The organism is Pseudomonas xionganensis (assembly GCF_009763245.1).
In the GTDB taxonomy this organism is placed as follows: domain Bacteria; phylum Pseudomonadota; class Gammaproteobacteria; order Pseudomonadales; family Pseudomonadaceae; genus Aquipseudomonas; species Aquipseudomonas xionganensis.
The window spans coordinates 119,695-134,450 of record NZ_WKJZ01000001.1 but is presented as its reverse complement, the minus strand read 5'-3'; the positions used below and the strand labels follow the sequence as shown (position 1 = coordinate 134,450).

Sequence of the window (14,756 nt, the reverse complement as noted above, 5' to 3'; positions counted from 1 at the left end):
GGTCGCCGTCCCGTCTGATGAGGAACGACATATGAGCAATATCCCCGCCGATCTGCGTTATGCCGCCAGCCACGAGTGGGCGCGCCTGGAAGCCGACGGTAGCGTGACCGTGGGCATCTCCGACCATGCCCAGGAAGCCCTGGGTGATGTGGTGTTTATCGAGCTGCCGGAAGTGGGCAAGAGCCTGGCCGCAGGCCAGGAAGCCGGGGTAGTGGAGTCGGTCAAGGCCGCTTCCGATATCTACGCGCCTATTGCCGGTGAAGTGATCGCCATCAACGACGGCCTGGCCGACAGCCCGGAGAGCGTCAATAGCGACCCCTATGGCAGCTGGTTCTTCAAGCTCAAGCCAAGCGACGCCAGCGAGCTGGACAAGCTGCTCGACGCGGCGGCCTACAAGGCCAGTGCCGACGCCGACGCCTGATACAACCTCTGCAGCAACGACAAGGCCCCGCAATGCGGGGCCTTGTCGTTATAGGGCTATTGGTTGTGGAGGAGTAACCTGGCCAGTCGAGGTGGTGCATTCAGTAGCGTCAGATCCTTTCAGCCAGCACTGCGGGTCGGTGGATGGATAAAGCGCCATCCACCCTATGCCACCCGTTTTGCCACATGCCAAGGTGCAACAGGCTCACGAGCAGGCTTCAACCCGCAGAATCACCCCGTTCTGCCCGATCACCCGCACCTGGCTGCCGGCCGGCAGGTCCGGGCCGCTGACCAGCCACAGGCTGTCGCCGGCCTTGATCTTGCCGCGGCCATCGACAATGGCTTCATGCAGGATGAACTGGCGCCCCTGCAGCTCGCTGCCGCGCTGGTTCAGGCCGGGCTGGTCGGAGGGTTTGGCGGCGCTGCGCTGGCGACGCCACCAGAACACGGCGGTGAGGATCGACAGCAGGCCGAACAGGATGTACTGCCAGGCCCAGGGCAGCTCCGGGAAGATAAAGGTCAGCACGCCGACACTGGCCGCCGCCAGGCCGACCCAGAGCAGGTAGCCGCCGGCGCCGAACACTTCCAGGATCAGCAGCAGGGTGCCCAGGGCCAGCCAGTTCCAGTACGACAGCTGTTGCAGGTAGTCGAGCATGGCTTAGGCCTTCTTGTCGCCGAAGGTGGCCTTGACGATTTCGCCGATACCGCCCACCGCGCCGATCATCTGGCTGGCTTCCAGCGGCATCAGGATGACCTTGCTGTTATTGGCGCTGGCCAGCTGGCCAAGGGCGTCGATGTATTTCTGCGCCACGAAGTAGTTGACCGCCTGCACGTTACCGCTGGCGATGGCCTCGGAGACCATGCGGGTGGCTTCGGCTTCGGCCTGGGCGGCACGCTCGCGGGCCTCGGCTTCGAGGAAGGCGGCCTGGCGCTCGCCCTCGGCTTCGAGAATCTGCGCCTGCTTCTTGCCTTCGGCGGTGAGGATGGCGGCGGCGCGCAGGCCTTCGGCTTCGAGGATTTGCGCACGCTTGATGCGCTCGGCCTTCATCTGCCCGGACATGGCGGCCATCAGGTCTTCGGGCGGGCTGATGTCCTTGATTTCGATACGGGTGATCTTGATACCCCAGGGCGCGGTGGCTTCGTCCACGGTCTTGAGCAGGCGTTCGTTGATCGCATCACGCTGGCCGAGCATGGCGTCCAGTTCCATGGAGCCGAGCACGGTGCGGATATTGGTCATCACCAGGTTGCGGATGGCGTGCTCCAGGTTGTTCACCTCGTAGGCGGCCTGGGCTGCGTTGATGATCTGGAAGAAGCAGATGGCATCGATCTGTACCGTGGCGTTATCGGCGGTGATCACTTCCTGGGGTGGGATATCCAGGACGTTTTCCATCACGTTGAGCTTGCGCCCGATCTTGTCCATCACCGGGATGATGATGTTCAGGCCCGGTTTCAGGGTGTTGGTGTAGCGGCCGAAGCGCTCCACCGTCCACTCGAAGCCCTGGGGCACGACCTTGAAGCCCATAAAGACGATGGCCACGGCCAGGCCAACGAAGAGAAAAATGACGCTGCCGACTTCCATAGGTAAAGCTCCATGCTTGGGGGTAAGGGGTATCTAAGCACAGTTACAACGGCTGTGCGGTGGCCGCCGCTGATTCCAGGGCTGCCATGGTCGGCAAGGCCTTGATCAGCCGTTCGTCCCAGTTGTAGGGGTCCGGTGCGTAACGCAGCTTGCCGTCGCGGCCGGCTTCCACCGTCCAGTAGGCGATCAGCAGCGGAGCGGGGCGTTGCAGGCGGTATTCCTGGGTATTGCCGCTGGCGATGCGCTGTTGCACCTGCGCCAGCTCGTCCGCGCTCAGCAGCCAGGCCAGCAGGGTGTCGACCCCCTGTACGCGTACGCAGCCGGAGCTGAAGGCTCGCGGCGCCTTGTCGAACAGGCGCTGGCTGGGGGTGTCGTGCAGGTAGACGAAGAAGGGGTTGGCAAAGCGCAGGGCGACCCGGCCCAGGGGGTTCTGCGGGCCGGCGGCCTGGCGCAGGAGAATCGGCCCGGGGTTGTCCCAGTCCAGGCTTTGCGGGTCGAGCGGGTTGCCGTCGCGATCCAGCACGCTCATCTGCTGGCGTTGCAGGTAGTCGAGGTCTTCGCGGATGGCCGGCAGCTTGTCTTCGCGCAGGATGGTGGGCGGCACTGTCCAGGTCGGGTTGAGGGTCAGGCGATTGATCTGCGAGGCCAGCAGCGGCGTCTTGCGATCTGGCCGGCCGACCTGGGTGCGGCTGCGCCAGAGGGCCTGGCCCTGGCGCATGACCAGCAGCTCGGCGGCCGCCACATTGATCAGCACTTCACTGTGGCGCATGTCGTCTGCCAGCCAGCGCAGGCGTTCCAGGTTGGCGCGCAACTGCTCGCGGCGGCGCTGGGCGTCCAGGTTCAGGGCATCCAGGCTGGCGGGGCCGAGAATGCCGTCGGGCTGCAGGCCATGGTCGGCCTGAAAGGCTTGCAAGGCCTCTACCGTAGCCGGATCGTAGCGTTCGCCGAGATCTGCCATTGGCGTCGGCAGGTAGCCTTCGGCCTCCAGGCGGACGCGCAGAATGGGCAGCCGTTGATCGGCCTGGTCGGGCTTGAGCAGGCGCCCGGCGGGCAGCTGGGGCCAGCTCGCCAGGGGCTGTCGGCGCTGCTCGGCATAGGCCTGACGCAGGCGCTGGTACTGTGGCGTGGCCGGGCGGGCATTGGCAAAGGCCTGGGCCGGCGTGGCCAGGTGATACAGGGCCGTGCTGAGCAGGTTGTTGGTGTGCTCGGAAGGTTCTTCGTCCGCACGCCAGACAGGCTCCAGGCGCTGCTGCGGTAGGCGGCCGTGACGTAGATGGTGCAGGGCTTGCAGGTAGCTATGGCTGGTCAGCAGGTCGGCGCAGCTGAGGGGCGCCTCCGGTTCGTGTGGTGTCAGCTCGGCCAGGGGGTATTCCAGGGGTTGCAGGCCATCGTCGGCAAGCTGGGCAATCTGCTCGCGCAGTTGGTGCAGCTGTGCGGCGCTGTGCCAGGCCGGCTGGCCATCGCGCAGCAGATAGAAGTCGATGAGACGCTGGCGGGCGTTATTGTCTAGGCTGGTTGTAGCACTGCAGTGGGCGAGGCGGCTGCTGAGCGTGAGGCGCAGTTGCTCGCTGGTGAGTGCGGCCCGATCCGTGGCTTGCGCGACCAGTGGCAGGCTGAGCAGTAACACGCTCAGGTAGTATGTATATTTATTGACCAATTCTCTGCTCCAGTCCTTGGCTCAGTATGGCACCCCGTTTTGGGCTGCAACTGGGTCAGTATAGGTGTTTGGGGGATGAGGTTTATGACAGGACGTCGCAGTCATTCGCGTTTTTGAGGTATTTCGCCCATGTTCGGACGTTTTGGCCGGTGCTGTCTGGCTGGCTTGTGGTTGGTCTGTGCACCGCTGTTGGCGGCTGATCTGCCCAAGCCTGCTTTGCAGACCGAGTTGGCCCGGGTGGCGCCGGGGTTGAATCCGCAGGCTCTGGAGCACGCCCTGGCGGCCATGCAGTGCGCCGTCAACCACGGTGCTACAGCGGCCCGGCGTCTGGCGGTCATCGACTATTCCCTGCCGTCTTCGCAGCGGCGCCTGTGGATTTTCGACCTGCAGCACAAGCGCGTGCTGTTGCATGATTTTGTGGCCCATGGGCGTGAGTCGGGGGAGCACTTCGCCGAGCGCTTCTCCAATGTGCTGGGCAGCCACCAGACCAGCCTGGGGCTGTTTCGCACCGCCGAGAGCTACAACGGCAAGCATGGCTATTCCCTGCGCATGGACGGTCTGGAGCCGGGCATCAATGACCTGGCCCGTGAGCGGGCCATCGTGATTCACGGTGCCGGTTATGCGCACCCGCGCTGGGTGCGCAAGCATGGCCGTCTTGGCCGCAGTCTGGGTTGCCCTGCGGTGCGGCCGGAAGTGGCGCGCATGGTGGTGGACAAGCTCAAGGGCGGGCAGTTTCTCTTCGCCTGGCATGCGGATCAGCGCTGGTTGCAGCGTTCGGCGGCGCTAAATTGCCGGCCCCAGCAACTGGCCAGCCTGCGCTAAGCGCTATTTCTGTTCACTCTGCGGGGTGACCCGCAGCACTTCCTCGATGGTGGTCAGGCCGGCGGCGACCTTCTGCGCGCCGGACAGGCGCAGGCTGCGCATGCCCTCCTTGAAGGCATGGCGGCGCAGGGCGACCAGATCGGTGTCGGCGCTGATCAGGGGCTTCATGGCGTCGTTGATCAGCATGATCTCGTACACCCCGGCGCGCCCACGGTAGCCGGTGTCGCGGCATTCCAGGCAGCCCACGGCGCGGTGGGCCTGGGTCGGCAAGGGCGCATTCCAGGGCTTGGTCAGGCTCTGCCAGCCGTCTTCGTCCAGTTCATGGGGCGCCTTGCAGTGCGGGCACAGGGTGCGCACCAGGCGCTGGGCCATGACCCCAAGCAGGGTGGACTTGAGCAGGTAATGCGGTACGCCCAGCTCCAGCAGGCGGGTGATGGCGCTGGGGGCGTCGTTGGTGTGCAGGGTGGACAGCACCAGGTGGCCGGTCAGGGCCGCCTGGATGGCCATCTCGGCGGTTTCCAGGTCGCGGATCTCGCCGACCATGATGATGTCCGGGTCTTGACGCATCAGGGCGCGCACGCCGCTGGCGAAGGTCAGGTCGATATTGTGCTGCACCTGCATCTGGTTGAAGGCGCCCTCGATCATCTCGATCGGGTCCTCGATGGTGCACACGTTGACTTCCGGCGTGGCCAGCTGCTTGAGGGTGGTGTACAGGGTGGTGGTCTTGCCCGAGCCGGTGGGGCCGGTGACCAGGATGATGCCGTTGGGTTGACAGGTCATGCTCTGCCAGCGTTTCAGATCGTCCGGGGAGAAGCCCAGCTGGTCGAAGCTTTTCAGCAACACCTCGGGGTCGAAGATCCGCATCACCATCTTCTCGCCGAAGGCGGTGGGCAGGGTCGACAGGCGCAGCTCTACTTCGCCGCCGTCCGGGGTCTTGGTCTTGACCCGGCCGTCCTGGGGTTTGCGCTTCTCCGCCACATTCATCCGGCCCAGGCTTTTCAGGCGGCTGACCACCGCCATGGTGACCTGCGGCGGGAACTGGTAAACGGTGTGCAGTACGCCGTCGATACGAAAGCGCACGCTGCCTTGCTCGCGGCGCGGTTCGATATGGATATCGCTGGCGCGCTGCTGGAAGGCGTACTGGAACAGCCAGTCGACGATATTGACGATGTGCGCGTCGTTGGCGTCCGGCTCCTGATCCTGGGCGCCGAGGCTAAGCAGTTGCTCGAAGTTGCCGACGCCGCTGATCTTCTGATCCGAGGCCGAGGCGCCACTGACCGAACGGGCCAGGCGATAGAACTCGATGGTAAAACGCTGGATATCCGCCGGGTTGGCCACCACCCGCTTGATCGGGCGTTGCAGCACATGGGTCAGATTGGCTTCCCAGGCGTGGATAAAGGGTTGGGCGCTGGCAATGGTCACGGCCTCGCTGTCTACGGCGACAGCCAATATTTTGTGGCGTTGCGCGAAGGCGTAGGACATCAGCGGCGTAATGGCTGCCACATCGATCTTTAGCGGGTCGATACGCAGGTAGGGCTGGCCGGCCAGCTCGGCCAGCCACTGGGTCAGGCTCTCCAGGTCGAATTTTTTGCCGGGGTGCCTGAGGTCGTCGACCTGCTGTGCGGCAAGAAATTCCAATGGATGTAGCTGATTGTTCACCGCGCTGCGGCGGATAGCCAGGCACTGCTCGGCACTGTTCTGATCGATGCGGCCCTGGGTGACCAACTCGCGCAGCAGATCGGCGAGGTCCAGTTGGCGGTCGGGGCTGGGCGAGGCGAGTGTGGGCATGGTGCTTCCTGGCGCGTTGTAGGCAGGTCATCGGCACCAGCCTACAACGTTTGGCGTTTTTAGCGCACCAGCTGTTTCCAGGCTTTGAGCGATTGCACAATCTGCGCCTGGGTCTGCCGCTCCGGTAACAGCTCCACAGTGATGGCTTGGCAGGCCAGGCTGTGCAATTTGCCCAGTTCTCCGAACAGGCGATCGGTTTCCGCGACGTCGAGCGCGCTGCGGGCCAGACGCAGCCAGACCAGTAGGCGCTCCAGGCGTGGCAACTGCTCGCCCAGGTCTTCCGGTTGCTGCTGGTAGCGCTTGAGGACCAACGCCTGGCCTTCTTCGCCGATCAGGGTGGCCAGCCAGCTGGCGAGCGGCGCGGCGCCCTGGCGATTGCCGCGGTTGTTACGTCCGGCCGTCCAGCCACGCTGCAGCAGCCAACGGGACAGTTGCAGGGACAGCAGGCCCCAGCGGTTGCCCTGCAGCTCGGCGGCGAACAGCGCCGGGGCGTTATGCCGCAGGCTGTCGTCCTGTTGCCCGGCCAGCAGACGTGGGCGCCAGTCGGCCAGCAGGGCATCCAGGGCTTCGCGCAGTTCCCGGCTGCTGGCGCGTGGTGCAGCCTGGCCGAGGCTGCCGAGCAGGGCGCGCAGGTCGATCAGTTGCTGCAGCCATTGCTCCAGCAGCTTCCAGTGGCCATTGAAGCGGTACTGCTCGGCCAGGCGCTGGCTGCTGCCCAGCAGGTGCCAGGCCAGCGCGCTGAAAGCGTCGTCCAGGGGCATCTCACCGTTCAGCTCGGGCGCCGGCAGGTGCAGGCTATAGCTGCCGGCATCGAACAGGCGGTAGCCGCGTTCGGCCTTGCTGATGTCGCAGGGCATCAGGGGCAGGTCGGCGGCCAGCTCGCAGGCCAGCTCCAGCAGGGCGGCGGGCTCGCCCTGGCGCAGCTCCAGTTCCAGCTCGCAGATTTCTTCCTCGCCTTCACCGGCGATCACCTTGCCCAGGTCCAGCGCGGCTTCGATCACCGTCCTGGCCTTGCCGCGGCCCCAGGCGATCTCCGCCTTTTGCCGGGTGAAGTCGGTGCTGAAGAGGGGCGTCAGCTGTTTCTTGTCCAGCTCGGCCAGGCTGGCCGGCCAGCAGCTGTCATCGAGCTTTTTCAGGTCCAGTTTGGCCTTGCTCAGGTACCAGTCCCACTCGTTGCGCTCGGACAGGCCGGCAACACTCTGGCCGCGGGTCTTCAGGGTCTGGATGATCTGCTCGCCGTCGCGGCGCAGGCGCAGGGCAACCTTGGCCTGGGCCAGATCACGGGCGGGGGTGTCGTAGTACTGATTGAACAGCTCGCGTTGCTCCCAGCCACTCTTGTTGCGCTTCTTGAGCAAGGGGTGGTCACGCAGGGCGTTCAGGGTTTCGCGACTGACCCGCAGTTTGATTTCGGTTTCTTTGTTCATGCTGATGAGGATCAATGCCTAGTATGAAATTGTGACAGCCTGATGACGTGCGCTGGCGATCGACGGGGACGATCCCTATACTTGCCGACTTCTCAACGCCGGGGTTCACCCTATGCCAGCCAACCCATTCGCCAGTCTGTTCGGTCGTTCGCCTATCGGGCCGATGCAGAAGCATTTCGCCAAGGCCCACGAGTGTGCGGCCAACCTGGTTCCTTTCTTCGAAGCCGTGATGGCCGCGGACTGGACCAAGGTCGAGCAGGTGCAGAAGGAAATGGCCGCTCTGGAACACGAAGCCGACAAGCTCAAGAAGAGCGTGCGTCTGCATTTGCCCAAGAGTCTCTTCCTGCCTGTGCCGCGCTCGGATCTGCTGGAGCTGCTCAGTGTACAGGACAAAGTCGCCAACCGTGCCAAGGACATCGCCGGGCTGATGCTCGGCCGCGAGATGACCATTCCCGAGGCGCTGCAGCCGTTGATGCGCGCCTTCGTGCAGCGCACCGTGGACGCCAGCGCCCAGGCCCTGAAGGCCATGAACGAGCTGGACGAGTTGCTGGAAACCGGCTTCGGTGGCCGTGAGGCGGCGCTGGTCGAGTCCATGGTCATGGAGCTGGAGCAGATCGAGCGCGACACCGACGTGATGCAGATCGATGTGCGTCGCGCCCTGTTCAAACTGGAGAAGGATCTTCCTCCAGTCGATGTGATGTTTCTCTATCAGATCATCGAGTGGATCGGTGATGTGGCCGACCGCGCCGAGCGCGTCGGTAACCGACTGGAACAACTGCTGGCGCGCTAAGCGCCAGTGTCCTTTCTGGAATCTACGGATTAATTATTTATGTCTCTGATTGCGGACTACGGCCTCGTATTGCTGCTGCTCGCCTGCCTGTTCGGCTTTTTCATGGCCTGGGGTGTGGGCGCCAACGACGTGGCCAATGCCATGGGTACCTCGGTGGGCTCCAAGGCGCTGACCATCAAGCAGGCGATCCTGATCGCCATGGTCTTCGAATTTGCCGGCGCCTACCTGGCCGGCGGCCAGGTCACGGAAACCATCAAGGGCGGTATCGTCAATGCCGACCTGATTCCGCCGGAGCTGATGGTGCTGGGCATGATGTCGGCGCTGCTGGCGGCCGGCACCTGGCTGCTGGTGGCCTCGACCCGCGGCTGGCCGGTATCCACCACCCACTCCATCGTCGGTGCAGTGATCGGCTTTGGTGCCGTGGGCATCTCCATGGACGCGGTCAACTGGTCCGGGGTCGGCCCCATCGTCGCCAGCTGGGTGGTGTCGCCGCTGCTCTCCGGCATCGTCGCATTCGGTCTGTTTGTCAGCGTGCAGAAGCTGATCATCGACACTGACGAGCCCTTCCTCAACGCCAAGCGTTTCGTTCCCCTGTATATGTTCGCCACCGGTTTTATGGTGTCGATCATGACCCTGTCCAAGGGCCTCAAGCACCTGGGCCTGAACCTCTCCAGCGGGCAGAGTCTGATCCTGTCCCTGGCAGTCGGCGCCGCGGTGATGCTGCTGGGTATCGCCCTGCTCAGTCGGATCAAGATCGACACCGAAGCCGACAAGGATTTCCACTACGCCAGCGTGGAGAAGGTCTTTGCCGTACTGATGATCTTCACCGCCTGTTCCATGGCCTTCGCCCACGGTTCCAATGACGTGGCCAACGCGGTGGGTCCGCTGGCGGCCGTGGTTGGGGTAATCCAGAGCGGTGGTGAAGCGGTGGGCGCCAAGGCTGCACTGCCCAGCTGGGTGCTGCTGCTCGGCGCCGTTGGCATCGTGGTCGGCCTGGCCACCTATGGCTACAAGGTGATCGCCACCATCGGCAAGGAAATCACCGAGCTGACCCCCAGCCGTGGCTTTGCCGCCGAGCTGGCTACCGCCACCACCGTGGTCGGCGCCTCGGCCATCGGTCTGCCGGTGTCCACCACCCACACCTTGGTCGGCGCGGTACTGGGCGTGGGCCTGGCCCGCGGTATCGGTGCACTGAACCTGGGCGTGATCGGCAAGATCTTTATGTCCTGGCTGATCACCCTGCCGGTGGGTGCGGCGCTGTCCATTCTCTTCTTCTTTATCCTGCGCGGCATCTTCGCCTAAGCTTTTATCTGCGCAGGCGATGCTTCTATGATGGGGCTCGCCTGCGGAGATAAGCCATGCCCCTTCCTTCTTTCAAAGAGCAGTTCGCCGCGCTGATCGCAGCGCCTTCGGTGAGCTGTACCCAGGCTCACTGGGACCAGAGCAATCGCCCTGTGATCGAGTTGCTGGCCGCCTGGCTGGGCGACCTGGGCTTTGCCTGCGAAACCCAGGAAATTTCCCCCGGTAAATTCAATCTGCTCGCCAGTTACGGCAGCGGCCCTGGCGGCCTGGTGCTGGCCGGCCATAGCGATACCGTGCCCTTCGATGCGGCCCTGTGGCAGAGCGATCCGCTCAAGCTCACCGAGGTGGACGGGCGCTGGGTGGGCCTGGGCAGTTGCGACATGAAGGGCTTCTTCGCCCTGGTGATCGAGGCCGTGCAGCCCCTGCTGAACCAGCGCTTTCAACAGCCTCTGCTGATTCTCGCCACCTGTGACGAGGAAAGCTCCATGTCCGGCGCCCGCGCCCTGGCGGCAGCCGGCCGGCCACTGGGGCGGGCGGCGGTGATCGGCGAGCCGACGGGCCTGAAACCCATTCGCCTGCACAAGGGCATCCTGATGGAGCGCATCGATATCCTCGGGCAGAGCGGTCATAGCTCCGACCCGCGTCTGGGTCATAGCGCCCTGGAGGCCATGCAGGACGTGCTGGGTGAGCTGCGTGGCTTGCGCACGCAGTGGCAGCGTGAGTTCAACAACCCGCAATTCAGCGTGCCGGTGCCGACCCTGAACCTGGGCTGCATCCATGGCGGCGATAATCCCAATCGCATCTGCGGTCAGTGCGCCCTGGAGTTCGACCTGCGTCCGTTGCCGGGCATGGACCCCGAACAGCTGCGCGCCGCCATCCGCCAGAAGCTGGTGCCAGTGGCCGCGCAGCATGGCGTGCGCATCGATTATGGGCCGCTATTCCCCAGCGTGCCGCCCTTCGAGCAATCCGCCGATGCCGAATTGGTGCGTTTGGCCGAGCAACTCACTGGTCATAAGGCAGCATCGGTAGCATTTGCCACCGAAGCGCCTTATCTTCAGCAGCTTGGTTGCGAAACCCTGGTGCTGGGGCCGGGCGATATCGATTGTGCCCACCAGCCTGGCGAGTATCTGGAGTTATCGCGCATCGAGCCGACCCTGACGCTGCTGCGCCAGCTGATTGCCCATTACTGCCTGCAACCGGCCACCCCTGAGTCATCCGGAGGAGAGAACGCGTGAAGCTGCCCCTACTGCGACGATAAAGCGCCCGCGGCTGCTCCGTCCGGCGTGCCCTGCACGCCCCATGCGTCCCTATCCTGACTCAAGGTTTTGCTCACAATGTTTGATCACGTCAACTGGCTGCGCCACGCTTCGCCCTATATCAATGCCCACCGTGACCGCACCTTTGTGGTGATGTTGCCGGGGGAGGGGGTTGCCCACCCGAATTTCGGCAATATCGTTCACGACCTGGTGCTGCTGCACAGCCTCGGCGTACGCCTGGTGCTGGTGCACGGCTCGCGCCCGCAGATCGAGGCGCGCTTGGCCGCCCGCGGGTTGACCCCACACTTCTACCGCGACCTGCGGGTCACCGACGGGCCGACCCTGGAGTGCGTGATCGACGCCGTCGGCCAGTTGCGCATCGCCATCGAGGCGCGCCTGTCCATGGACATGGCCCGCTCGCCTATGCAGGGCGCGCGGCTGCGGGTGGCCAGTGGCAACTTCGTCACCGCCCGGCCCATCGGCGTGCTGGATGGCGTCGACTATCACCACACCGGCGAGGTGCGCCGGGTCGACCGCAAGGGCATCAATCGCCTGCTCGATGAGCGCAGCATCGTGCTGTTGTCGCCGCTGGGCTACTCGCCCACCGGGGAGATCTTCAACCTGGCCTGCGAGGATGTGGCTACCCGCGCCGCCATCGAACTGGATGCCGACAAGCTGCTGCTGTTCGGCGCCGAATGCGGCCTGCTCGACGAGGCCGGCAAGCTGGTGCGCGAGTTGCGCCCGCAGCAGGTGCCGGCCCATCTGCAGCGCCTGGGCAACAGCTACCAGGGCGAATTGCTGGACGCCGCGGCCCAGGCCTGCAGTGCCGGTGTGCGCCGCAGCCATATCGTCAGCTATGCCGAGGATGGCGCCCTGCTCAGTGAGCTCTTTACCCGCACCGGCAACGGCACCCTGGTGGCCCAGGAGCAGTTCGAGTCCCTGCGCGAGGCGACCATCGAGGATGTCGGCGGTCTGATCGAATTGATCACTCCGCTTGAGGATCAGGGCATTCTGGTACGGCGCTCGCGGGAGGTGCTGGAGCGTGAGATCGAGCAGTTCAGCATCGTCGAACGCGAAGGGCTGATTATTGCCTGTGCGGCGCTGTACCAGATCGCCGACTCGGATTTCGGTGAGCTGGCCTGCCTGGCCGTCAACCCGGCCTACCGCCATGGCGGGCGTGGTGATGAACTGCTTGAGCGTATCGAGGAGCGGGCCCGGGCCCAGGGCCTGAAAACCCTGTTCGTGCTCACCACCCGCACCGCCCACTGGTTCCGCGAGCGCGGCTTCGAGCCCAGCAGCGTCGAGCGTCTGCCGGCGGCGCGGGCCTCGCTGTACAACTACCAGCGTAATTCCCAGGTATTTGAAAAGGCGTTGTAGGGATTGCGTGGGGAGGTGGATGTAAACAGCGACATCCACCCTACGGGCTGAAAGAGTGGTGGATGCAAGAAGCTGCATCCACCCTACAGGTTGGCGAGGAGAAGTGGTTTCAGGCCGATGTTTGCGTAGGGTGGATCACGCTTTACCGATCCACCAGACCGTTGAACCTGCATGGCGCCCAACCCCGGAGGTCAGGCGATCTTGTGCTGGTGCAGTTGGTACTGTTCCTGGCCGTCATCCCAGCCGGCCTCCCAGGCGGCGACCAGCACCTCGGCGCTGTGGTTGTGGCGATGCCCGGGCTGGCCGGTGAGACCGGCCATATAGCCTTGCTGGTAGGCCTTGTTCAGGCTCTCCAGGCTCCAGTGCCGGTCATCTTCCATAATATCGGGCGCCATGGCGCTTACTCGCAGAGAACATACCCTGGCAATGCTAGCCCTGCCCTGGGGCGCTGTCCGTGCCGCTGATCCTGTCCTGGCTACCACTTGCTGGCTTTGTGCGGCGCATCACTAATTGGGCGAGGCCAGGATGCTGGCCTGATAGGCCGCGGCAAAGCTGTCGAAATCGCCTTCTTCGTGGGCTTCCAGCTCGGCCTGCTGCTGCAGGGATTGGGTGGCCATGGCTTCGAACCCGGCCAGCTGCTCGGCCTCAAGAGGCTGCTGGCGGAAGTACTCGGCATGGGTCTGGCTCTGGCGCAGGGCAAACTGCACGAAGCTCTGGCCCTGCTGCAGCTCGGCCAGCACCTGGGCCGACGGCGTCAGGCTGGGGTCTTCGACCTTGGCGCGTTGGGCCAGCAGGGCCTGGCCATGGGCATCACCGCCCTGGCTCTGATCCAGCAGCTCGGCCAGGGGGCGGATCTGCTCCAGCAATTCATCGGCCCAGGCCTGCAGTACCACCGGCTGGCCGTTGCGTTGCAGCAGCAGGCCGGGGCGGCGGCCTTCCTTGACCACGGTCAGGAAGTTATCGGTGCAGGCATGGCACTCGCCGCTTTCCAGCAGCGGGCTGTCGGCCAGGGCGCAGAACAGCAGGAAGGCGTCGAGAAAGCGCGCTTCGGTCAGGTCGATGCCCAGGGGCAGGAAGGGGTTGATATCCAGGCAGCGCACTTCGATGTATTGCACGCCCCGGGCCATCAGCGCCTGGATCGGTCGCTCGCCGCTGTAGGTCACCCGCTTGGGGCGGATATTGGAGTAGTACTCGTTTTCGATCTGCAGGATGTTGGTGTTCAGCTGCAGCCACTCGCCATCCTTCTTCGCGCCGATCTCGACATAGGGCGGGTAGGGCGTACCGACCGCCTGGCGCAGGCTGTCGGTGTAGCTGGTCAGGTCGTTGTAGCAGGGCGTCAGGCCGGCCTGGGCATTGCTCTGGTAGCCCAGGTCGCTCATGCGCAGGCTGGTGGCGTAGGGCAGATACAGGGTGTCGTCATCCAGCGCCTGCAACTGGTGCGGCTGGCCGCGCATAAAGCCCTTGTCCAGAGCCGGTGAGGCGCCGAACAGGTACATCAGCAGCCAGCTGTAGCGACGGAAGTTGCGGATCAGCGCGATATAGCGCGCCGACTGGTAATCCCGCGCGCTGCGCGTGTCGCCTTCGGCCTGCTGCTGCAGCTGCCACAGGGCTTCCGGCAGGGAGAAGTTGTAGTGGATGCCGGCAATGCACTGCATGGTCTTGCCGTAGCGCAGGGCCAGGCCCTTGCGGTACACATACTTGAGTTCGCCGATATGCGAGCTGCCGTAGCGGGCGATCGGGATCGTCTCCTCGTCCGGCAGGGCGCAGGGCATGGACGGGCTCCATAGCAGCTCGTCACCCAGCTTGCTGTAGGCGAAGCGATGAATCCGCTCCAGATCGGCCAGGGTGGCTTGCGGGTCAGGCTCGGCCGGGGTGATAAATTCCAGCAGCGACTCGGAATAGTCGGTGGTGATCTGCGGGTGGGTCAGCGCCGAGCCCAGGGCTTGCGGGTGCGGGGTCAGGGCCAGCTGGCCCTGGCCATCGACGCGCAGGCATTCGCGCTCGATACCGTGCAGGCACTGGGAAAGCAGGGGCAGGTTGGCGCGCTCGCCAAGCTGGGCCAGGCGGCGGTTTAGTAGGTCGCTCAAGATTGCATTCCTTCACGCATCGGTTGCCCCGATATGGGGACGCCAGGCGTGCTCTACAAGGGGTCGAATAAACCGCTTCAAGCGGTCGATAGCGCTTTATAACCCGAGGCGGGTAAAGAAGGTTATAGCTGGGCGCAGTGCATTTGTGTCAGGGCCACGCGGTGGCGGGGGTGGCAGTGCGTAGGGTGGACATGCCGGAGGCTTGTCCACCGCTAGCGGAACCGAAAACATAGCCGGAATACGAGCAGAGGGCC

General features: G+C 64.4%; 13 protein-coding genes. 6 read left to right on the top strand and 7 right to left on the bottom strand.

Annotation, left to right across the window (positions count from 1 at the left end; translation table 11 throughout):
• Window positions 1–31: 31 nt before the first annotated feature.
• Entirely contained in the window at window positions 32–421 is a 390-nt protein-coding gene (gene gcvH, locus GJV18_RS00575) for a glycine cleavage system protein GcvH (RefSeq protein WP_160342780.1), read from the top strand.
• 204 nt (window positions 422–625) lie between these two features.
• On the opposite strand, the gene GJV18_RS00570 is transcribed toward gcvH, so the two are convergent.
• Genes GJV18_RS00570 through GJV18_RS00560 form a run of 3 tightly spaced genes read right to left on the bottom strand, consistent with a single transcriptional unit; the run spans window position 626 to window position 3,656 of the window.
• Window positions 626–1,075 (bottom strand): NfeD family protein, encoded by a 450-nt coding sequence (locus GJV18_RS00570; RefSeq protein WP_160342779.1) that lies wholly within the window; start codon window positions 1,073–1,075, stop codon window positions 626–628.
• Window positions 1,076–1,078: 3 nt separating this feature from the next.
• On the bottom strand, window positions 1,079–1,999 hold the full coding sequence (locus GJV18_RS00565) for an SPFH domain-containing protein (protein WP_160342778.1): 921 nt from the start codon (window positions 1,997–1,999) through the stop codon (window positions 1,079–1,081).
• 43 nt (window positions 2,000–2,042) lie between these two features.
• Window positions 2,043–3,656 carry a L,D-transpeptidase family protein gene (locus GJV18_RS00560; RefSeq protein WP_160342777.1) on the bottom strand — a complete coding sequence of 538 codons (1,614 nt, stop codon included), beginning with the start codon at window positions 3,654–3,656 and terminating at the stop codon, window positions 2,043–2,045.
• Between the two features lie 129 nt (window positions 3,657–3,785).
• Here GJV18_RS00560 and GJV18_RS00555 point away from each other — a divergent pair, with 129 nt between their 5' ends.
• Window positions 3,786–4,478: a murein L,D-transpeptidase catalytic domain family protein gene (locus GJV18_RS00555; protein WP_160342776.1), complete on the top strand. Its 693-nt coding sequence runs from the start codon at window positions 3,786–3,788 to the stop codon at window positions 4,476–4,478.
• A 3-nt stretch (window positions 4,479–4,481) separates the two neighbouring features.
• On the opposite strand, the gene GJV18_RS00550 is transcribed toward GJV18_RS00555, so the two are convergent.
• Entirely contained in the window at window positions 4,482–6,266 is a 1,785-nt protein-coding gene (locus GJV18_RS00550) for a GspE/PulE family protein (RefSeq protein WP_160342775.1), read from the bottom strand.
• 59 nt (window positions 6,267–6,325) lie between these two features.
• The gene (locus GJV18_RS00545) at window positions 6,326–7,690 is read right to left on the bottom strand and encodes a CYTH domain-containing protein (RefSeq protein WP_160342774.1); all 1,365 of its coding nucleotides are present in this window, start codon (window positions 7,688–7,690) and stop codon (window positions 6,326–6,328) included.
• 112 nt (window positions 7,691–7,802) lie between these two features.
• Here GJV18_RS00545 and GJV18_RS00540 point away from each other — a divergent pair, with 112 nt between their 5' ends.
• From GJV18_RS00540 to argA, 4 genes are all read left to right on the top strand, one after another.
• The gene (locus GJV18_RS00540; RefSeq protein ID WP_160342773.1) at window positions 7,803–8,480 is read left to right on the top strand and encodes a TIGR00153 family protein; all 678 of its coding nucleotides are present in this window, start codon (window positions 7,803–7,805) and stop codon (window positions 8,478–8,480) included.
• Window positions 8,481–8,519: 39 nt separating this feature from the next.
• Window positions 8,520–9,782 (top strand): inorganic phosphate transporter, encoded by a 1,263-nt coding sequence (locus GJV18_RS00535; protein ID WP_160342772.1) that lies wholly within the window; start codon window positions 8,520–8,522, stop codon window positions 9,780–9,782.
• A 56-nt stretch (window positions 9,783–9,838) separates the two neighbouring features.
• The gene (gene argE / locus GJV18_RS00530) at window positions 9,839–11,017 is read left to right on the top strand and encodes an acetylornithine deacetylase (protein WP_160342771.1); all 1,179 of its coding nucleotides are present in this window, start codon (window positions 9,839–9,841) and stop codon (window positions 11,015–11,017) included.
• Window positions 11,018–11,116: 99 nt separating this feature from the next.
• Window positions 11,117–12,415 (top strand): amino-acid N-acetyltransferase, encoded by a 1,299-nt coding sequence (argA, locus tag GJV18_RS00525; protein ID WP_160342770.1) that lies wholly within the window; start codon window positions 11,117–11,119, stop codon window positions 12,413–12,415.
• A gap of 191 nt (window positions 12,416–12,606) precedes the next feature.
• On the opposite strand, the gene rmf is transcribed toward argA, so the two are convergent.
• Entirely contained in the window at window positions 12,607–12,810 is a 204-nt protein-coding gene (gene rmf, locus GJV18_RS00520; RefSeq protein WP_407692327.1) for a ribosome modulation factor, read from the bottom strand.
• 111 nt (window positions 12,811–12,921) lie between these two features.
• Complete coding sequence (gene gshA / locus GJV18_RS00515; protein WP_160342769.1) at window positions 12,922–14,502, bottom strand: glutamate--cysteine ligase; 1,581 nt, start codon at window positions 14,500–14,502, stop codon at window positions 12,922–12,924.
• Between the last annotated feature and the right edge of the window lie 254 nt (window positions 14,503–14,756).